Origin of the sequence: Winslowiella toletana (assembly GCF_032164335.1) — a bacterium.
GTDB classification, from domain to species: Bacteria; Pseudomonadota; Gammaproteobacteria; order Enterobacterales; family Enterobacteriaceae; genus Erwinia; species Erwinia toletana_A.
Window position 1 is genome coordinate 3,717,759 of sequence record NZ_CP134152.1, and the last position, 23,025, is coordinate 3,740,783.

The window sequence follows — 23,025 nt, forward strand, 5'->3', positions numbered from 1 at the left end:
CTACACAACTAACAACTGATGGTTTGCCAGCAAGGTGGCAAGATCGGTTTGTACGCCATTCAGCGTTACCACCGTGGTCGGATCGAATTGACCTCCGCTGCCATCACGATCGATCTGGATCTCGGTGTTACTGCCGTTCTGTACTACGCGAATGTAATCGGTGAGGTTGCCCGCTCCGGCATCGAGAGCCGCCACGCCGTTTACATAACTCGCCGATCCGCTACCGGTATAACCGCTGCCGGTAAGCAGTTCACGCAGATCAATCCGGTCAGTGTCCGCCGTTCCTTCCCAGGTTCCGACGGTGAAGCCGTTCACCACATCGCTGCCGTTACCGCCGGTAGCATCTGCTGCGTTGATCAGCTTGTACAACAGCGTATCGTGACCGCCGCTACCGATATTAAAGGTGTCATTGCCGCCGCGTCCTTCGAACAGGTTATCGCCGCTGTTGCCGGTGATAACGTCATCGAAATCGGAGCCGGTAATACCTTCAATATTCACCAGTCGTGAGGTGTTAAAACCGGTGTCCTGCGCGGTGGAAATGCTCAGGTCAACCGTCACACCAGACGTTGCGTTACGATAATCCACCACGTCCATACCACCGGTGCTGCTCCAGGTATCATGATCGGATGTCGTATTCCAGCCGCCGGAACCGTTATAGGTATAGGTTCCCTCTTCAGCAATAAACGTGTCGTTATAGCCAGTACCGGTGATAGTACCGCTATTGCCTCCGTTGGCCGCTTCCGCCGTCAGAACATAGCTTTCCTTACCGTTGCCCGCTTCCAGTCCATCCCAGGTGACATTGTCAGAGACCCCGTTAGTGATCTTCACAATTTCAGCACTGTAGGTTTCATTCGGATTCAGGCCATAGAAACTCACCAGCGCCGAGCTGTCGTTTACCCCAATCCCCGACTGGGCATTGATAATCTGCGAGGCCACCAGTGCGCCAGCAGCGTTATACAGATTAACGGTGTTACCGTAGTAAACGTTGATCCCCTCGCTGTCGACGATACGCAGATGCATTGCGGTGCCGTCAGCAATTGCCTGGTTGTTCTGCACGTAAACGACCTGACCATTACGCTGGGAAATCAGCAGGTCTTGCGTGCCGTCCCAGTTGTAATCCAGCGCAGCGATACCGGTCACGTTCACCAGGCTGGACGCCAACTGAGTGGTCGTCCAGGAACTGCCATGATTGTTATTAGTAAACAAAGTGGCAGTCTGTGATGCGCTATAGGTGCTGAGCTTAATCACATCCATCTGGCCATCGCCGTTCCAGTCCACCGCTACCGACAAGTAACCTGCCGTGGCGTTCGAGGCTTCTACCGCGCTTTTGGCTGCCGAGAGCTGACCGTTACCGTCGTTGTAATAGATCACGCCGCCGGTATTGTTCAGGCTGCTGCCGATGTAGAGATCCATATAGCCGTCGCCATTAAAATCTGCCCAGGTCATCGACGCTGCGTTGGTGGTATTAGCGGCGTTAGCCACAAACACCCCCGTCAGGTTCTGCCCAATGGACAGCGTGCCGTTACCGTTGTTGTTAATAACGGTCATCGAGTTTGCACCGCTGAGATTGGTATGCTGAACAATATCCACCGTACCATCGTTATTAATATCGACGCCGGAGATCTCGCGACCGGTGACGAATTGACCAGCAAATCCTCCATTCCCATTGGTGCCATCCGCCACCAGTGTGCCGTTGTTGTTCACCACATAGGTTTTGGAGTCAAAACCCGCATCGCCGTAGGCAAGATCGACATAGCCGTCACCGGTCTTATCGTAGGCCATGACGCCGCCGTACCAGATGGTAGTACCCACTGCCAGCTGGCTGGCGGTATAGCTGGAGCCGTTGTAGGTCCACATCACCTGCGTGGATCCAGCATAGGAGGTCTCGGTACCAAACACATCCGCGGTACCGTTTCGGTCAAAGTCAGCCGATGTCTGACTCACCACATTTGCCCCACGGGTGTTAGTCAGCGCGGTATCAGAATAGCTTGATATTGCGCTGCTGGAGTATGACTGCCCATTGGCAATGATATTCCACAGGCCGCTGCTGTTCAGACCAAGGGTCATCGTCGAGTTATCGGCGACACCGGCTGAGCTGGCCCAACTGGTATTGATCGATTCAGTGCCTACCGTCAGGCTACCGTTAGCAATACCGGTGGTATTGCCGTTGCCCGCACTGCTTTTCACCTGCGCCGTCACATCGTAGCTGTTAATGCCCAGTGCAGCGCTGTCCGGGATCTGCAAATACCAGGTGCTGTTATTCGGATCGACAACCACGGCACCACCGGTTTCTGAGGTGTAGGTTTTACCGTCAACGGTAACCACCAGATACTCGCCATTAGCCAGCGCCGCCGATACGGTGCCGCTGATAATCGGCGTGGTATCGGTGGTAGTCTGTGCAGTTATCACAGCGGTAGTGGTGGGTACGCTGGTATCCACCTTCAGCACAAAGTCGTCCGAATCGGTATAGTTCCCTGCCGTATCGGTAATGCGCATCACGTAGGTGTGATTACCGTCCCGCAAAGAACTGTCCTGGAAGTACCAGCTGGTGGCACCATTCATCGTTACCTGACCCAACAGCACACCATCACGGTACAGCTCGGCGATTTCACCGTCTGCCAGCGCCTGATTCAGCGAGCCGTTAATGACCGGCGAGGTGTCATCGGTAGCGACAGAAGCACCGAAATCACCCTGACGCTCTCCGGTTTCATCGGTGTAGCTGACCACCGTCCCCTGGGTCGATGGCGGCGTGGTATCTACCGTCACTACCTGCTGGGCGGTTGATCCGACGTTTCCTGCCTGATCAATAATCCGCACCTGATAGGTGTAGTCGCCGTCAGTCAGTTCACGGGTATCGGTATAGCTCCAGCTTCGATTGGTTACCGTAGCATCAACCCAGGTGGTGCCGCCGTCGAGGCTAATCTGCACACGTTCATCGCTGGCCAGCGTACTGCCAATCGAACCGCTAACGGTTAACGAGGTGTCGTTAGTGATAAAGTCACTGTCAGACTGTCCGGTATCTTCACTGATAGCATCAACTGTGATGCCATACTGCGGTGCCTCGGTATCAACCGTCACTCTCTGCGAAGTAGTTGCGCCAACGTTACCCGCCACATCCACCACGCGTACCTGATAGTTATACGCACCGTCAGTCAGCGTGCGTGCATCGGTGTAGCTCCAGCTGGTGCCATCTACCGTCGCATACACCCATGTCGTGCCGCCATCCATACTAACCTGAACAAACTCGTTCGCACCGAGACCTGCGCCAAGCGTGCCGTGCAGCGTGTACGAGGTTGCGCTGGTCAGGAAGTCGTTATTATCAAAGCCGGTGTCAACCGTGATGTTGTCCACCGATACGGTGATAGCCGCATCAGGCGCAATGGTATCGACCGTCACCTGTTGCTGTGCCGTCGCACCGACGTTACCTGCGGTGTCGACCACCCGAACCCAATAATTGTAGGTCTGGTTTTCCAGCGTACGACCATCGGTGAAGTTCCAGTTAGTACCGATCACCGTGACGTTCTGCCAGCTGTTACCCCCATCCAGGCTGATCTGGACAAATTCGTCAGCGGCCAGCGTTGCGCCCAGTGAGCCGTGCAGCGTCAGCGAGGTATCATTGGTGATAAAGTCACTGTTGCTCAGCCCGGTATCGTCGCTGATGCTGTCGATGCTGACGGTTTTACTGGCAGCCGGGCCTGTGGTATCAATCGTCACCACCTGGTTGGTGGTGGCGCTGATATTACCCGCATCATCGATAACACGAAGCTGGTAGTTATAATCACCATCCTGCAACGTCCGACCATCTACATAAGTCCACTTCAGACCACTGACGTTAACATCCGTCCAGGTTACACCGCCGTCGATACTGATCTGCGCATGGTCACCATTACCCAGTCCTGCACCCAGCGTTCCGCTCAGGGTTATCTGATTATCACTGGTGATAAAGTCGCTGTCTGACAGGCCAGTATCCTGAGTGATAGCATCCACTGTAATGGTAGGTGCTACTGGCGCAGTCAAATCTACGACCACGATCTGGCTGTCCGTCGCGCCGACATTCCCGGCGTTATCGACTACCCGCACCTGATAGGTGTACGAGCCATCGGTCAGGGTCCGACTGTCGCTATAGCTCCAGTTGGTTGCGGTAACGGTCAGATCGATCCAGCTTACGCCGCCGTCAAGGCTGATTTGCGCCTTCTCATTATTACCAAGTTGCGCCGTCAGCGATCCCTGCACGACCACCTGACTATCATTGGTGATGAAGTCGGTGGCGCTCAGCCCGGTGTCGTTTTGCAGCGAATCAATGCTGATACCCATCGATGGCGCGGCCAGTTCAACGGTTACGGTGCGATCGTCGCTGGCGCTATTGCCAATGGCATTGCTGACCTGGGCGTTAATCACATAGGCTCCGCCATCGGCGAGAGCCGTCACATCTGCACTGCCTACGGTATAGCTCCAGCGGCCTCCTTCCTGCACGGTTGTGGTATAGGTTTTGTCGTTCAGCGTAATGGTTACCCTTTCGCCAACCGGTGCCGTAGTCGTTCCGCTAATTACCAGCGGCGTACCGTGCTCGGCCGCGCTGACAATGTCATCACCGGCAAAGGTATCGACGGTAATTGTCGGCACCTCACCACTCAGCGTGACATCACGACTGGTGCTGCCCGGGTTACCCGCTTTATCGCTAACGGAGGCCGTAATTTCATAGCCACCATCGCTCAGGCCGAGGAAATCTCGTCCCGGAATAAACACCGACCAGTTTCCGTCGGCATCCACTGTCGTCTGCCAGTTGCGATCGCCAAACGTCACGATTACCGTCTGGCCTTGTTCAGCCGTGCTGGTGCCGCTGACGGTTTGTCCCGCCAGTTGCTCGCTGTTATTGACGATATCATCGCCTGCCACGGTATTGATGGTGACAGTAGGTGCCACGGTATCGACCGTCAGTGGATGCGTCGCCTGACCGTTGTTGCCCGCTTTATCATTAACTGATGCTGTTACCGTCAGCGCGCCCTCATCGAGCTCAGCGAGGTCGCTGGCCGGAACATTGAGCGTCCAGGTGCCATCGCTCGACACGGTGGTTTCATAGGTTTTCTCGCCCAGCGTTACCCTGACGGTTTGTCCCGCTTCCGCACTGGTGGAGCCGTTAATGGTCAGTGGCTGCTGTTGCTCAGCAGCATTAAGTACATTATCCCCGGCCAGAGTGGCGATGCTGATCACTGGCGCAGTGGTGTCGACACTGATGCTATCCGTCGCGGCAGCGCTGTTGCCTGCGCTACTTTGCGCCGAGGCGCTCAGTGAATAGCTGCCGCCATCCACCAGATTCGCGACGTCAGTGGCCGGAACCGTCAGGGTCCAGCTGCCGTTCGCGGTGGTGCTCGCCTCATAGTTTTTACCGTTCAGCGTCACAGTCACGGTGGTATTTTCCGCCAGACCGCTGCTGGTGCCGCTGACGGTCAGATCCTGACCTTTTTCCACAGCGTTCAACACGTTATCACCGCTGATGGCATCGAAGCCCAACGATGGCACACCGGTTTCCACGGTCACGTTGTGCGTGTCGCCGCCGGTGTTGCCCGCCGCGTCGGTTACCGATACGCCGATCGTCACGGTGCCGTCCTGCAGGGCAGAGATAGCCGCTGCCGGAATCCCGACGCTCCAGTTACCCGCCGCATTCAGAGTTGTCGTCCAGGAGTTGTCACCGATGGTGACCGTCACCACATCTCCCGCTGCTGCGCCGCTCGCCGATCCGCTGATAATCTGCGCCTGGCCATGCTCCACCGCGTTGATCACATCGTCGCCCGCCACGGTATTAATGGTCACCACCGGCACGGTCACATCCACCGTCAGGTTATGGCTCGCCGATGCCGGGTTGCCAGACTGATTTGCCACGGAAGCCGTCACGATAGCGGTGCCATCAGCAATCTCTGCCATGTCCGCCGCCGGCACGTCCAGCGTCCAGCTGCCGTTTGCCAGCACCTCGGTGCTGTAATCCTTGCCGTTAAAGGTCACGGTGACAATTTGTCCCGCTTCAGCGCTACTGGTGCCGGACAGCGTCAGATCCTGACCCGCTTCGGCAGCATTCAGCATGTTGTCGCCGCTGATGGTATCGATGGTCAGCGTAGGCGTGCTGGCATCCACGGTATATCCGCGCTCTGCCGTGACGCCATTGCCGCTAACGTTGCTGACGCTGGCCTGCACTACCGCGTCGCCGTTCTTCAGGCCCGCCAGGTCGGCGGCCGGCACGGTGTAACTCCAGCTGCCATTAGTACCTACCTCAGCGCTGTAAGTTTTTCCGCCGAAGGTCAGCGTCACTTGCTGCCCCGCCTCAACGTTCGTGGTGGTACCAGACAGCACCAGGTCAGCACCTTTTTCCGCCGCGTTGATCACATCATCGATAGCGATGGCGTTAATCGTCAGCTCAGGTGAAGACAGCGTTACATTCACCGTGTGTTGTGCACTGTTGCTATTGCCTGCCTTGTCCGTCAGCGCCGCCGTGATGGTGTAAGCGCCTGCATTCAGTGCGCTCACGTCCGCCGCCGACACGCCCACGCTCCAATTACCTGACGCGTCCAGCGTGGTGGTGTACGACTTGTCACCGAGGGTGACCGTCACCACGTCACCGGTCTGCGCGCCCGTTACTGAGCCGCTGATGATCTGCGCCTGGCCGTGCTCCGCCGCGTTGATCACGTCGTCGCCCGCCACAGTGTTGATGGTCAGCACCGGGACGGTAGTGTCTACAAACAGGGTGCTGCCGGTACTCGCCGGGTTGCCCGCCTTGTCCGCTACGGAGGCCGTCACGCTGGCGCTGCCGTTGGCGATGCCCGCCAGGTCCGCCGCCGGCACGTCCAGCGTCCAGCTGCCGTCCGCCTGCACCCCGGTGCTGTACTCACGCCCGTTAAAGGTCACGGTGACGGTCTGCCCCGCCTCCGCCGTGCTGGTGCCGCTCAGGGTCAGGTCGCGCCCCGCCTCCGCCGCGTTAAGCACGTTGTTTTCACTGATAACGCCGATGGTCAGCGACGGCGCCGTGGCGTCCACGCTGTACTCGCGCCCCGCCGTCGCCGCGTTGCCGCTGACGCTGCTGACGCCCGCCTGCACCACCGCGTCGCCGTCCTTCAGCCCCGCAAGGTCCGCGGCCGGCACCGTCAGGCTCCAGTTGCCGTCGGCGTCCACCTCGGTGCGGTACGTCCTGCCGCCGAACGTCACGGTCACCGGCTGACCGGCCTCCACGTTCGCCGTCGCGCCCGACAGCACCAGGTCCTGGCCCTTCTCCGCCGCGTTAAGCACGTTGTCCGCCGTCACGCTGCCGACGGTGATCGCCACCGCCGCCAGGTCCACGGTCACGCCGTGGCTGATGCTCACTGGGTTGCCGGCGGCGCTTTCGCCCGCCGCCGTCACGGTCAGGCTGCCCGCCGGCCAGCCGCCGACGTCCGCCGCCGGCACCGCCGCGCTCCAGCTGCCGTCCGCCAGCACCGTCGCCGGGTACTCCGCCCCGTTGATGGTCACGGTCAGGCTGCTGCCCGCCGCCAGCCCGCTGCTGCTGCCGGTGACGATCAGGTTCTGGCCGTGCTCGATGACGTTGATCACGTCGTCGCCCGCCACCGTGTCGATGCGCAGCCCCGGCAGGTTGGCGTCGACGGTGACGTCGCGCGTGCCGCTGCCGCTGTTGCCCACGCCGTTGGTGACGCTGGCGCCGATCGTCAGCGCGCCGTTGCCCAGCGCCGTCAGCACGTCGCTGCCCAGCTCAAGGCTCCAGCTCAGGTCGGCGTTGACGGTGGTGGTGTACTCGCGGCCGCCGACGGTCACGGTCACCGTGTCGCCCTCCGCCGCGTTGGTTACCCGACCGCTCAGGGTCTGGCCCGCCGCCAGCTCGGCGGCGTTAATCACGTCGTCACCGGCCACCGCGTTGATGAACACGCCCGGCAGGGCGGTATTCACCTGCAGCCCCGCGCCCGCGCTGACGCTGTTGCCCACGCCGCTGCTGGCGGTGGCGCTCAGGGTGTAGTTCGCCTCGCCCAGCGCCGCCAGGTCCGCCGCCGGCACCGTCAGGCTCCAGCTGCCGTCCGCCGCGGTGGTCGCGTCGTAGGTTTTGCCGTTCAGCGTCACCGTCACCGCGGTGTTTTCCGCCAGCCCGCTGCTGGTGCCGCTGACGGTCAGGTCCTGACCCTTTTCAGCCGCGTTCAGCACGTTGTCGCCGCTGATGGCGTCGAAGCCCAGCGACGGCAGCCCTGTGTCGACCGACACGTCGCGCGTGCCGCCGCCGGTGTTGCCGGCCGCGTCGGTCACCGACACGGCGATGGTCTCCGTGCCGTCCTGCAGGGCGGAGACCGCCGCCGCAGGCAGCCCGACGCTCCAGTTGCCCGCCGCGTCCAGCACCGTGGTGTACGACTGCCCGCCGACGGTGACCGTCACCCGGTCACCCGCCGCCGCGCCGCTCGCCGAGCCGCTGATAACCTGCGCCTGGCCGTGCTCCGCCAGGTTGATCACGTCGTCGCCCGCCACGGTGTTGATGGTCACCACCGGCACGGTCACGTCGACGGTCAGGTTGTGGCTGGCCGACGCCGGGTTCCCCGCCTTGTCCGCCACGCTCGCCGTCACGCCGGCAACACCGTCGGCGATGCCCGCCAGGTCCGCCGCCGGCACGTCCAGCGTCCAGCTGCCGTTTGCCAGCACCTCAGTGCTGTACTCACGGCCGTTAAAGGTCACGGTGACGGTCTGCCCCGCCTCCGCCGTGCTGGTGCCGCTCAGGGTCAGGTCGCGCCCCGCCTCCGCCGCGTTCAGCACGTTGTTTTCACTGATAACGCCGATGGTCAGCGACGGCGCCGTGGCGTCCACGCTGTACTCGCGCCCCGCCGTCGCCGCGTTGCCGCTGACGCTGCTGACGCCCGCCTGCACCACCGCGTCGCCGTCCTTCAGCCCCGCAAGGTCCGCGGCCGGCACCGTCAGGCTCCAGTTGCCGTCGGCGTCAACCTCGGTGCGGTACGTCCTGCCGCCGAACGTCACGGTTACCGGCTGACCGGCCTCCACGTTCGCCGTCGCGCCCGACAGCACCAGGTCCTGGCCCTTCTCCGCCGCGTTAAGCACGTTGTCCGCCGTCACGCTGCCGACGGTGATCGCCACCGCCGCCAGGTCCACGGTCACGCCGTGGCTGATGCTCACCGGGTTGCCGGCGGCGCTTTCGCCCGCCGCCGTCACGGTCAGGCTGCCCGCCGGCCAGCCGCCAACGTCCGCCGCCGGCACCGCCGCGCTCCAGCTGCCGTCCGCCAGCACCGTCGCCGGGTACTCCGCCCCGTTGATGGTCACGGTCAGGTTGCTGCCCGCCGCCAGCCCGCTGCTGCTGCCGGTGACGATCAGGTTCTGGCCGTGCTCGATGACGTTGATCACGTCGTCGCCCGCCACCGTGTCGATGCGCAGCCCCGGCAGGTTGGCGTCGACGGTGACGTCGCGCGTGCCGCTGCCGCTGTTGCCCACGCCGTTGGTGACGCTGGCGCCGATCGTCAGCCCGCCGTTGCCCAGCGCCGTCAGCACGTCGCTGCCCAGCTCAAGGCTCCAGCTCAGGTCGGCGTTGACGGTGGTGGTGTACTCGCGGCCGCCGACGGTCACGGTCACCGTGTCGCCCTCCGCCGCGTTGGTTACCCGACCGCTCAGGGTCTGGCCCGCCGCCAGCTCGGCGGCGTTAATCACGTCGTCACCGGCCACCGCGTTGATGAACACGCCCGGCAGGGCGGTATTCACCTGCAGCCCCGCGCCCGCGCTGACGCTGTTGCCCACGCCGCTGCTGGCGGTGGCGCTCAGGGTGTAGTTCGCCTCGCCCAGCGCCGCCAGGTCCGCCGCCGGCACCGTCAGGCTCCAGCTGCCGTCCGCCGCGGTGGTCGCGTCGTAGGTTTTGCCGTTCAGCGTCACCGTCACCGCGGTGTTTTCCGCCAGCCCGCTGCTGGTGCCGCTGACGGTCAGGTCCTGACCCTTTTCAGCCGCGTTCAGCACGTTGTCGCCGCTGATGGCGTCGAAGCCCAGCGACGGCAGCCCGGTGTCGACCGACACGTCGCGCGTGCCGCCGCCGGTGTTGCCGGCCGCGTCGGTCACCGACACGGCGATGGTCTCCGTGCCGTCCTGCAGGGCGGAGACCGCCGCCGCAGGCAGCCCGACGCTCCAGTTGCCCGCCGCGTCGAGCACCGTGGTGTACGACTGCCCGCCGACGGTGACCGTCACCCGGTCACCCGCCGCCGCGCCGCTCGCCGAGCCGCTGATAACCTGCGCCTGGCCGTGCTCCGCCAGGTTGATCACGTCGTCGCCCGCCACGGTGTTGATGGTCACCACCGGCACGGTCACGTCGACGGTCAGGTTGTGGCTGGCCGACGCCGGGTTCCCCGCCTTGTCCGCCACGCTCGCCGTCACGCCGGCAACACCGTCGGCGATGCCCGCCAGGTCCGCCGCCGGCACGTCCAGCGTCCAGCTGCCGTTTGCCAGCACCTCAGTGCTGTACTCCCGCCCGTTAAAGGTCACGGTGACGGTCTGCCCCGCCTCCGCCGTGCTGGTGCCGCTCAGGGTCAGGTCGCGCCCCGCCTCCGCCGCGTTCAGCACGTTGTTTTCACTGATAACGCCGATGGTCAGCGACGGCGCCGTGGCGTCCACGCTGTACTCGCGCCCCGCCGTCGCCGCGTTGCCGCTGACGCTGCTGACGCCCGCCTGCACCACCGCGTCGCCGTCCTTCAGCCCCGCCAGGTCCGCGGCCGGCACCGTCAGGCTCCAGTTGCCGTCGGCGTCAACCTCGGTGCGGTACGTCCTGCCGCCGAACGTCACGGTTACCGGCTGACCGGCCTCCACGTTCGCCGTCGCGCCCGACAGCACCAGGTCCTGGCCCTTCTCCGCCGCGTTAAGCACGTTGTCCGCCGTCACGCTGCCGACGGTGATCGCCACCGCCGCCAGGTCCACGGTCACGCCGTGGCTGATGCTCACCGGGTTGCCGGCGGCGCTTTCGCCCGCCGCCGTCACGGTCAGGCTGCCCGCCGGCCAGCCGCCAACGTCCGCCGCCGGCACCGCCGCGCTCCAGCTGCCGTCCGCCAGCACCGTCGCCGGGTACTCCGCCCCGTTGATGGTCACGGTCAGGTTGCTGCCCGCCGCCAGCCCGCTGCTGCTGCCGGTGACGATCAGGTTCTGGCCGTGCTCGATGACGTTGATCACGTCGTCGCCCGCCACCGTGTCGATGCGCAGCCCCGGCAGGTTGGCGTCGACGGTGACGTCGCGCGTGCCGCTGCCGCTGTTGCCCACGCCGTTGGTGACGCTGGCGCCGATCGTCAGCCCGCCGTTGCCCAGCGCCGTCAGCACGTCGCTGCCCAGCTCAAGGCTCCAGTCAGGTCGGCGTTGACGGTGGTGGTGTACTCGCGGCCGCCGACGGTCACGGTCACCGTGTCGCCCTCCGCCGCGTTGGTTACCCGACCGCTCAGGGTCTGGCCCGCCGCCAGCTCGCGGCGTCACGGTCACCGGCCACCGCGTTGATGCCCGCCGGCCAGCCGCCAACGTCCGCCCGCCGGCCAGGTCCGCCGCCGGCACCGCGCTCCAGCTGCCGTCCGCCAGCACCGTCGCCGGGTACTCCGCCCCGATGGTCACGGTCAGGTTGCTGCCCGCCGCCAGCCCGCTGCTGCTGCCGGTGACGATCAGGTTCTGGCCGTGCTCGATGACGTTGATCACGTCGTCGCCCGCCACCGTGTCGATGCGCAGCCCCGGCAGGTTGGCGTCGACGGTGACGTCGCGCGTGCCGCTGCCGCTGTTGCCCACGCCGTTGGTGACGCTGGCGCCGATCGTCAGCCCGCCGTTGCCCAGCGCCGTCAGCACGTCGCTGCCCAGCTCAAGGCTCCAGCTCAGGTCGGCGTTGACGGTGGTGGTGTACTCGCGGCCGCCGACGGTCACGGTCACCGTGTCCCCTCCGCCGCGTTGGTTACCCGACCGCTCAGGGTCTGGCCCGCCGCCAGCTCGGCGGCGTTAATCACGTCGTCACCGGCCACCGCGTTGATGAACACGCCCGGCAGGGCGGTATTCACCTGCAGCCCCGCGCCCGCGCTGACGCTGTTGCCCACGCCGCTGCTGGCGGTGGCGCTCAGGGTGTAGTTCGCCTCGCCCAGCGCCGCCAGGTCCGCCGCCGGCACCGTCAGGCTCCAGCTGCCGTCCGCCGCGGTGGTCGCGTCGTAGGTTTTGCCGTTCAGCGTCACCGTCACCGCGGTATTTTCCGCCAGCCCGCTGCTGGTGCCGCTGACGGTCAGGTCCTGACCCTTTTCAGCCGCGTTCAGCACGTTGTCGCCGCTGATGGCGTCGAAGCCCAGCGACGGCAGCCCGGTGTCGACCGACACGTCGCGCGTGCCGCCGCCGGTGTTGCCGGCCGCGTCGGTCACCGACACGGCGATGGTCTCCGTGCCGTCCTGCAGGGCGGAGACCGCCGCCGCAGGCAGCCCGACGCTCCAGTTGCCCGCCGCGTCGAGCACCGTGGTGTACGACTGCCCGCCGACGGTGACCGTCACCCGGTCACCCGCCGCCGCGCCGCTCGCCGAGCCGCTGATAACCTGCGCCTGGCCGTGCTCCGCCAGGTTGATCACGTCGTCGCCCGCCACGGTGTTGATGGTCACCACCGGCACGGTCACGTCGACGGTCAGGTTGTGGCTGGCCGACGCCGGGTTCCCCGCCTTGTCCGCCACGCTCGCCGTCACGCCGGCAACACCGTCGGCGATGCCCGCCAGGTCCGCCGCCGGCACGTCCAGCGTCCAGCTGCCGTTTGCCAGCACCTCAGTGCTGTACTCCCGCCCGTTAAAGGTCACGGTGACGGTCTGCCCCGCCTCCGCCGTGCTGGTGCCGCTCAGGGTCAGGTCGCGCCCCGCCTCCGCCGCGTTCAGCACGTTATTTTCACTGATAACGCCGATGGTCAGCGACGGCGCCGTGGCGTCCACGCTGTACTCGCGCCCCGCCGTCGCCGCGTTGCCGCTGACGCTGCTGACGCCCGCCTGCACCACCGCGTCGCCGTCCTTCAGCCCCGCCAGGTCCGCGGCCGGCACCGTCAGGCTCCAGTTGCCGTCGGCGTCAACCTCGGTGCGGTACGTCCTGCCGCCGAACGTCACGGTCACCGGCTGACCGGCCTCCACGTTCGCCGTCGCGCCCGACAGCACCAGGTCCTGGCCCTTCTCCGCCGCGTTCAGCACGTTGTCCGCCGTCACGCTGCCGACGGTGATCGCCACCGCCGCCAGGTCCACGGTCACGCCGTGGCTGATGCTCACCGGGTTGCCGGCGGCGCTTTCGCCCGCCGCCGTCACGGTGACGCTGCCCGCGGCCCAGCCGCCGACGTCCGCCGCCGGCACCGCCGCGCTCCAGCTGCCGTCCGCCAGCACCGTCGCCGGGTACTCCGCCCCGTTGATGGTCACGGTCAGGCTGCTGCCCGCCGCCAGCCCGCTGCTGCTGCCGGTGACGATCAGGTTCTGGCCGTGCTCGATGACGTTGATCACGTCGTCGCCCGCCACCGTGTCGATGCGCAGCCCCGGAAGGTTGGCGTCGACGGTGACGTCGCGCGTTGCGCTACCGCTGTTGCCCGCGACATTGGTGACGCTGGCGCCGATCGTCAGCGCGCCGTTGCCCAGCGCCGTCAGCACGTCGCTGCCCAGCTCAAGGCTCCAGCTCAGGTCGGCGTTGACGGTGGTGGTGTACTCGCGGCCGCCGACGGTCACGGTCACCGTGTCGCCCTCCGCCGCGTTGGTTACCCGCCCGCTCAGGGTCTGGCCCGCCGCCAGCTCGGCGGCGTTAATCACGTCGTCACCGGCCACGGCATTGATGATCACGCCCGGCAGGACGGATTCGACATTGATGGTGTGCGTCGTACTGGCACTGTTACCTACACTATTGGTGGCCGATGCGCTGACGTCATACAACGCTTCGCCCAGCGAGCTAACCTGATCTGCAGGAACAGTGGTGCTCCAGTTACCTTCGGCATCCACCTCAGCGCTGTAAGCTTTGCCATTCAGTACCACTGTAACGACAGTCCCGCTAACCAGCCCGGTGGCGCTACCACTGATGACCAGATCCTGGGTTTTTTCAGCGTTATTGATCAGATCGTCGCCGGAAATAGTATCGATAGTCAGCACTGGCGTGCTCAGGTTGACCGCCACGTCGTGCGTGGTGCTGCCGCTGTTGCCCGCCTTGTCCGTCAGCGCCGCCGTGATGGTGTAAGCGCCTGCATTCAGTGCGCCCACGTCCGCCGCCGGCACGCCCACGCTCCAGTTGCCCGCCGCGTCCAGCACCGTGGTGTACGACTTCTCGCCGACCGTCACCGTCACCACGTCACCCGCCGCCGCCCCGCTCACCGAGCCGGAGACGATCAGCGCCTGCCCGTGCTCCGCCGCGTTGATCACGTCGTCGCCCGCCACGGTGTTGATGCGCAGCTCCGGCACGGTGGTGTCCACCAGCACGCTGCTGCCCGCGCCAGCCGGGTTCCCCGCCTTGTCCGCCACGCTCGCCGTCACGCCGGCAACACCGTCGGCGATGCCCGCCAGGTCCGCCGCCGGCACGTCCAGCGTCCAGCTGCCGTCCGCCAGCACCTCAGTGCTGTACTCCCGCCCGTTAAAGGTCACGGTGACGGTCTGCCCCGCCTCCGCCGTGCTGGTGCCGCTCAGGGTCAGGTCGCGCCCCGCCTCCGCCGCGTTCAGCACGTTGTTTTCACTGATAACGCCGATGGTCAGCGACGGCGCCGTGGCGTCCACGCTGTAGCCCTGCTGCGCCGCCGCGGCGTTGCCGCTGACGCTGCTGACGCTCGCCTGCACCACCGCGTCGCCGTCCTTCAGCCCCGCAAGGTCCGCGGCCGGCACCGTCAGGCTCCAGTTGCCGTCGGCGTCAACCTCGGTGCGGTACGTCCTGCCGCCGAACGTCACGGTCACCGGCTGACCGGCCTCCACGTTCGCCGTCGCGCCCGACAGCACCAGGTCCTGGCCCTTCTCCGCCGCGTTAAGCACGTTGTCCGCCGTCACGCTGCCGACGGTGATCGCCACCGCCGCCAGGTCCACGGTCACGCCGTGGCTGATGCTCACCGGGTTGCCGGCGCTGCTTTCGCCCGCCACAGTCACGGTGACGCTGCCCGCGGCCCAGCCGCCGACGTCCGCCGCCGGCACCGCCGCGCTCCAGCTGCCGTCCGCCAGCACCGTCGCCGGGTACTCCGCCCCGTTGATGGTCACGGTCAGGTTGCTGCCCGCCGCCAGCCCGGTGCTGCTGCCGGTGACGATCAGGTTCTGGCCGTGCTCGATGACGTTGATCACGTCGTCGCCCGCCACCGTGTCAACGCGCAGCCCCGGCAGGTTGGCGTCAATCACAAAATCAAGCGACGCCGAGCCGCTGTTGCCCACGCCGTTGGTCACGCTGACGCCCGCGGTCAGCGCGCCGTTGCCCAGCGCCGTCAGCACTCCGGCAGGCAGCTCAACCGACCAGCTCAGGTCGTCGTTGACGGTGGTGGTGTACTCCCGGCCGCCGACGGTCACGGTCACGTTGTCGCCCGCGGCCGCGTTGGTTACCCGCCCGCTCAGGGTCTGGCCGGACGCCACTTCCGCGGCGTTAACCACGTTGTCGCCCGCCAGCGTGTTGATGGTGACCACCGGCAGCGCGCTGTCGACGCGCACGTCGTGCGTGGCGCTGGCGCTGTTGCCAATCGCGTCGGTGACGGCGGCGCTGACGGTGTAGTTGGCCTCGCCCAGCGCGCCCACCGCCGATGCCGGCACGGTCACGCTCCAGCTGCCGTCCGCGCCGGTGGTGGTGTTGTAGTTAATGCCGTTCAGGGTCACCGTGACCTGGGTGCCCTCCGGCTGGTTGCTGCTGCCGAAAAGCTGCAGGTCGGCCCCTTTCTCGGTGGCGTTGATCACGTCGTCGCCAGAAATGGTGTCGACAGCCAGCTCCGGCGCGCTCAGGTTGACCTCCACGCCGTGCGTGGTGCTGCCGCTGTTGCCCGCCTTATCCGTCAGCGCCGCCGTGATGGTGTAATTACCGGCATTCAGTGCGCCCACGTCCGCCGCCGGCACGCCCACGCTCCAGTTGCCCGCCGCGTCCAGCGTGGTGGTGTACGACTTCTCGCCGACCGTCACCGTCACCACGTCACCCGCCGCCGCCCCGCTCACCGAGCCGGAGACGATCAGCGCCTGCCCGTGCTCCGCCGCGTTGATCACGTCGTCGCCCGCCACGGTGTTGATGCGCAGCTCCGGCACGGTGGTGTCCACCAGCACGCTGCTGCCCGCGCCAGCCGGGTTCCCCGCCTTGTCCGCCACGCTCGCCGTCACGCCGGCAACACCGTCGGCGATGCCCGCCAGGTCCGCCGCCGGCACGTCCAGCGTCCAGCTGCCGTCCGCCAGCACCTCAGTGCTGTACTCCCGCCCGTTAAAGGTCACGGTGACGGTCTGCCCCGCCTCCGCCGTGCTGGTGCCGCTCAGGGTCAGGTCGCGCCCCGCCTCCGCCGCGTTCAGCACGTTGTTTTCACTGATAACGCCGATGGTCAGCGACGGCGCCGTGGCGTCCACGCTGTAGCCCTGCTGCGCCGCCGCGGCGTTGCCGCTGACGCTGCTGACGCTCGCCTGCACCACCGCGTCGCCGTCCTTCAGCCCCGCAAGGTCCGCGGCCGGCACCGTCAGGCTCCAGTTGCCGTCGGCGTCAACCTCGGTGCGGTACGTCCTGCCGCCGAACGTCACGGTCACCGGCTGACCGGCCTCCACGTTCGCCGTCGCGCCCGACAGCACCAGGTCCTGGCCCTTCTCCGCCGCGTTCAGCACGTTGTCCGCCGTCACGCTGCCGACGGTGATCGCCACCGCCGCCAGGTCCACGGTCACGCCGTGGCTGATGCTCACCGGGTTGCCGGCGGCGCTTTCGCCCGCCACCGTCACGGTGACGCTGCCCGCCGCCCAGCCGCCGACGTCCGCCGCCGGCACCGCCGCGCTCCAGCTGCCGTCCGCCAGCACCGTCGCCGGGTACTCCGCCCCGTTGATGGTCACGGTCAGGTTGCTGCCCGCCGCCAGCCCGCTGCTGCTGCCGGTGACGATCAGGTTCTGGCCGTGCTCGATGACGTTGATCACGTCGTCGCCCGCCACCGTGTCGACGCGCAGCCCCGGCAGGTTGGCGTCAATCACAAAATCAAGCGACGCCGAGCCGCTGTTGCCCACGCCGTTGGTCACGCTGACGCCCGCGGTCAGCGCGCCGTTGCCCAGCGCCGTCAGCACCCCGGCCGGCAGCTCAACCGACCAGCTCAGGTCGTCGTTGACGGTGGTGGTGTACTCCCGGCCGCCGACGGTCACGGTCACGTTGTCGCCCGCGGCGGCGTTGGTTACCCGCCCGCTCAGGGTCTGGCCGGACGCCACTTCCGCGGCGTTAACCACGTTGTCGCCCGCCAGCGTGTTGATGGTGACGGCCGGCAGCGCGCTGTCGACGCGCACGTCGTGCGTGGCGCTGGCGCTGTTGCCGATGGCGTCGGTGACGGCGGCGCTGACGGTGTAGTTGGCCTCGCCCAGCGCGCCCACCGCCGATGCCGGCACGGTCACGCTCCAGCTGCCGTCCGCGCCGGTGGTGGTGTTGTAGTTAATGCCGTTCAGGGTCACCGTGACCTGGGTGCCCTCCGGCTGGTTGCTGCTGCCGGAAAGCTGCAGGTCGGCCCCTTTCTCGGTGGCGTTGATCACGTCGTCGCCGGAAATAGTATCGACAGCCAGCTCCGGCGCGCTCAGGTTGACCGCCACGTCGTGCGTGGTGCTGCCGCTGTTGCCCGCCTTATCCGTCAGCGCCGCCGTGATGGTGTAATTACCGGCATTAAGTGCGCTCACGTCCGCCGCCGGCACGCCCACGCTCCAGTTGCCCGCCGCGTCCAGCACCGTGGTGTACGACTTCTCGCCGACCGTCACCGTCACCACGTCACCCGCCGCCGCCCCGCTCACCGAGCCGGAGACGATCAGCGCCTGCCCGTGCTCCGCCGCGTTGATCACGTCGTCGCCCGCCACGGTGTTGATGCGCAGCTCCGGCACGGTGGTGTCCACCAGCACGCTGCTGCCCGCGCCTGCCGGGTTGCCCGCCTTGTCCGCCACGCTCGCCGTCACGCCGGCAACACCGTCGGCGATGCCCGCCAGGTCCGCCGCCGGCACGTCCAGCGTCCAGCTGCCGTCCGCCAGCACCTCAGTGCTGTACTCCCGCCCGTTAAAGGTCACGGTGACGGTCTGCCCCGCCTCCGCCGTGCTGGTCCCGCTCAGGGTCAGGTCACGCCCCGCCTCCGCCGCGTTCAGAATGTTGTTTTCACTGATAACGCCGATGGTCAGCGACGGCGCCGTGGCGTCCACGCTGTAGCCCTGCTGCGCCGCCGCCGCGTTGCCGCTGACGCTGCTGACGCTCGCCTGCACCACCGCGTCGCCGTCCTTCAGCCCCGCCAGGTCCGCGGCCGGCACCGTCAGGCTCCAGTTGCCGTCGGCGTCAACCTCGGTGCGGTACGTCCTGCCGCCGAACGTCACGGTTACCGGCTGACCGGCCTCCACGTTCGCCGTCGCGCCCGACAGCACCAGGTCCTGGCCCTTCTCCGCCGCGTTCAGCACGTTGTCCGCCGTCACGCTGCCGACGGTGATCGCCACCGCCGCCAGGTCCACGGTCACGCCGTGGCTGATGCTCACCGGGTTGCCGGCGGCGCTTTCGCCCGCCACCGTCACGGTGACGCTGCCCGCGGCCCAGCCGCCGACGTCCGCCGCCGGCACCGCCGCGCTCCAGCTGCCGTCCGCCAGCACCGTCGCCGGGTACTCCGCCCCGTTGATGGTCACGGTCAGGCTGCTGCCCGCCGCCAGCCCGGTGCTGCTGCCGGTGACGATCAGGTTCTGGCCGTGCTCGATGACGTTGATCACGTCGTCGCCCGCCACCGTGTCGACGCGCAGCCCCGGCAGGTTGGCGTCAATCACAAAATCAAGCGACGCCGAGCCGCTGTTGCCCACGCCGTTGGTCACGCTGACGCCCGCGGTCAGCGCGCCGTTGCCCAGCGCCGTCAGCACGTCGCTGCCCAGCTCAAGGCTCCAGCTCAGGTCGTCGTTGACGGTGGTGGTGTACTCCCGGCCGCCGACGGTCACGGTCACCGTGTCGCCCGCGGCCGCGTTGGTTACCCGCCCGCTCAGGGTCTGGCCGGACGCCACTTCCGCGGCGTTAACCACGTTGTCGCCCGCCAGCGTGTTGATGGTGACCACCGGCAGCGCGCTGTCGACGCGCACGTCGTGCGTATCTGAAGCGCTATTGCCAATCGCGTCGGTGACGGCGGCGCTGACGGTGTAGTTGGCCTCGCCCAGCGCGCCTACCGCAGCTGGAGGTACGATCAGGCTCCAGCTGCCGTCCGCCGCGGTGGTGGTGGTGTAATTAATGCCGTTCAGGGTCACCGTTACCTGGGTACCCTCCGGCTGGTTGCTGCTGCCGGAAAGCTGCAGGCCAGACACTTTTTCGACGGCGTTGATCACATCGTCGACAGCCAGCGTATTGATGCTAATTTCCGGCGTTGCCGTATTGACTGTCACATCCAGCACATTGCTTCCGGTGTTACCAGCCTGATCAGTAACAGAAACGCTAATGCTCAAGCTGCCGTCTGCCAGCCCCTGAATAACCGATGCAGGAAGCCCCAGACTCCAGTTACCGTTGGCATCAACCACAGTGGTGTATTGCTGATTATTGAGGGTAACGGTGACAATATCGCCCGCTGCTGCGCCGGTCACGGAGCCGGTCAGTACCTGCGCCTGGCCGTGTGCAGCCTGGTTAATAGTATTGGTGCTGGTGACAAAATCATTGATTGTGACCTGAGGAATGGTTGCATCAACCAGCCCGGCACGATCGGCACTGCTGTTATTGCCGGCGACATCGCTAACGCTGGCAGTAACAGTAACGATACCGTCATTCAGCTCAGCGACATCCGCAGCCGGAACACTCAGCTGCCAGGTGCCGTCATTCTGCACGGTGGTTTCATACTGTTTACCGTTAAGCATAACGGTTACAGGCTGACCGGCCTCGGCATTAGATGTTCCGCTAAGGACCAGATCCTGTTGCGCTTCAGCAGCATTGATGACGTTGTCTGAGGCGATACTATCAATCGTCAGGGTCGGTGCCTGAGTATCCACCGTCACTACGCGTGAAGTATCAGCGCTATTGCCGTTAACATTGGTCACACTGACGTCAATCTGTGCGCGTCCATCGGTCAGATTTTCCATTGCACTGGCCGGCAGCGTAAGGCTCCATGAGCCATCTTCTTCTACCTGAGCCGTAAAGGTCTGACCGGCAAATTTCACCACCACCGTCTGTCCGGCTTCAACACCTTGTGTCTGTCCAGAGAGCGTCAGATCGCTGCCTTTTTCTGCAGCATTAAGCATGTCGTCGCTGGATACGGTATCGAGAGTGACGGCGACAGCGTTAAGATCAAGCACAACAGGATGCTCAACGCTCACCGTATTGCCCCAGTTATCTTCTGCGCTGGCGGTCACAACAATTTGACCTTCCGGCCAGTTTTGCAAGTCTGCCGCAGGCACCCCAATCTGCCAGCTGCCATTGCTGGTCACTACCGTTTGGTAGTCAATACCGTTAATCGATACAGTAACCTGCGAGCCCGCTGCCAGATGGCTGCTGGAGCCGGTAACGGTGAGGTCCTGGCGCTGCTCAATGGCGTTAATGACGTCATCACCAGAAATGGTGTTTACACGCAGCCCTGGCAGCTCCGCGTTGATGTTGATGTCGCGCTCACCGCTTCCGGTATTGCCATTAGTATTGGTTACCGAAGCGCTGAAGGTCAGGTTACCATCACCGAATGACTGTAGGTCACTCGCCGGAATCGTCACGCTCCAGGTCAGATCACTGCCAACCTCTGCGCTGTAGTTTTTGCCCCCGACAATAATCGAGACGATATCGCCGGCGCTGGCGCCTGTTACACGGCCACTTAACGTCTGGTCAACCGCGACTTCGGCGTTGTTCACCAGGTTATCGCCGGCAAATGTGTTAATGAATACCTGTGGTAACGCGGTATCCACCAGCAGATTTCCCTCTGCGGAACCTGAATTACCCACGCTGTCTGTACCGCTGACGGTGACCTTGTATATGGTGTTCGCAAGGTTCAGCACGTCGGTAACCGGAACCTGTAAAGACCAGACGCCACCTTCTACCGTGGTCTGATAAGTCACATTATTCAGGGTGACAGTGACATTACTGCCGTCAGCCAGATTACTGGTGCCGCTCAGCGTCAGAGGTTGCAACGCTTCCTGAGCATTGAGTACGTTATCCTGGCTTATCGTATCCAGGGTGAATTCAGGAGGTGCACCACTCAAGGTGACGTTGTGAGTAGCATTACCGGTGTTGCCGGCTGCATCGGTAACCGATACCGACAGGGTGTGATTGCCTTCACCTAACGCGCTGATGGCAGAAGCCGGTACGCCTACGCTCCAGCTACCATTAGCCTGCACAACGCCAGTGTAGGTTTGTCCATTAAGCGTAACCGTAACGACATCACCCGCCGCCGCGCCAGCAGCCTGGCCGGAAATGATCTGTGCCTGACCCTGCTCGCTGGTATTAAGCACATCATCGCCCGCCACGGTATTCACGGTGACGACAGGTGCTGCGGTATCCACCGCGAAATTGGCCGTGCTGGAACTGGTGTTGCCGGCTTTATCGCTGACGCTGGCCGTCAGGGTGTGATCGCCTTCAGCCAGGTTTTTTACCTCGCTGGCACTGAGGGTGAGTGACCAGGTGCCATCACTGCCTACGGTCGCCGTGTGGGTCTGACCGTTCAACGTTACGGTTACCGTCTGGCCGGCTTCAGCATTGGTTTTTCCGCTGAGGACCACCGGCTGACCCTGCTCAGCCGCATTGATAATATTATCCTGCGCAACAGTGTCTACTGAGAGCGTTGGCGCACGGGTATCGACATTCAGCGTCTGATTAGCGGTGACGTTATTGCCCGCAGCATCTTTACCGCTTACCGTCACCGTCCAGGTGCCATCAGTCAGCGCAGCTGCATCGGCCACCGGTACATTCACGCTCCACGCACCGTTAGCCCCCACTTCCGCAGAGTAGGTTTTACCGTTCAGCGTTACGCTAAGTGCGGTGCCCTGTGCCAGGTTGGTACTGGCGCCAGAAAGGGTGAAGCCAGCCGATTGCTCGCTGGCATTGATCACGTTATCACCGGCAATCGTACCAGGCGTCACCGTCGCCTCAGCAGTTGAGACGGTTAACGTGATATTGCCCGCAGAAGTGGTTTTGCTGCCATCGATCTGCACTACCGACCAGCTATGCTCACCGTCGGTTTGCACCGGCAGTTTGACTGTCCAGCTGCCGTTGCTGCCTACCATAGTGCTGGCAATGGTGTTACCGCTGCTGTCTTTAATCTGAATCGTTGCGCCGGGCTGGCCGGTACCGTTGAAAGTCGGGGTGCTGTCATCAGTCACATCCCCCGCGCTCAGTAAGCCTTGCTTATCGCCCTGCTTATCGCTCACCAAAAAGGTCGGCGTCGCGCTTTCGACTTCCTGAGTATTGTCGATAACTTCGGTTCTGGTGTCGCCACTGCCGCCATTCGCCAGCAGCGCGCCAATGGCTCCGCCGCCGAGGGCTGCACCGGCAATCCATCCCCATGGCGCATCACTCAGCAGGCTGCCCTGCTCAAGCAATGGCTCAATGCTGCTAATGGGCGTGGCCTGTGCGGTTAACTCTGTAGCAGCCAGTCCGGCGCTTTCACCGGTGTCGGCAAACGTGATATGCGTCAGTTCTTGCTGATCATTGAAAACCAGCTCAGAGTGGGTTTTCCCCTCAGCATCTTCAACGAAGTAATTATTACAACGGATGACGCTGCCATCCTTCATGTAGATCAGCAGGTCTTTACCCTGGCGGACGTAGCGTGCGACATCCTGGGCTGATCCGTTGATTTCGATTACGCTGGGTGCTGAAACGGCAACGGATAAATTTCCTTCGCCGGTAATTACCGTTTTTTCGGCTGAATTACGAATAATTACATTAATATTCTTTACTGAACTCATATTGTTTTCCTTCCAGGTGTGAAGT

Annotated in this window: 1 pseudogene; it reads right to left on the bottom strand. The window is 64.5% G+C overall.

The annotated features are described in order from the left end of the window. Positions 1-23,000: pseudogene (locus RIN69_RS23055) on the bottom strand (Ig-like domain-containing protein). Positions 23,001-23,025 lie beyond the last annotated feature (25 nt).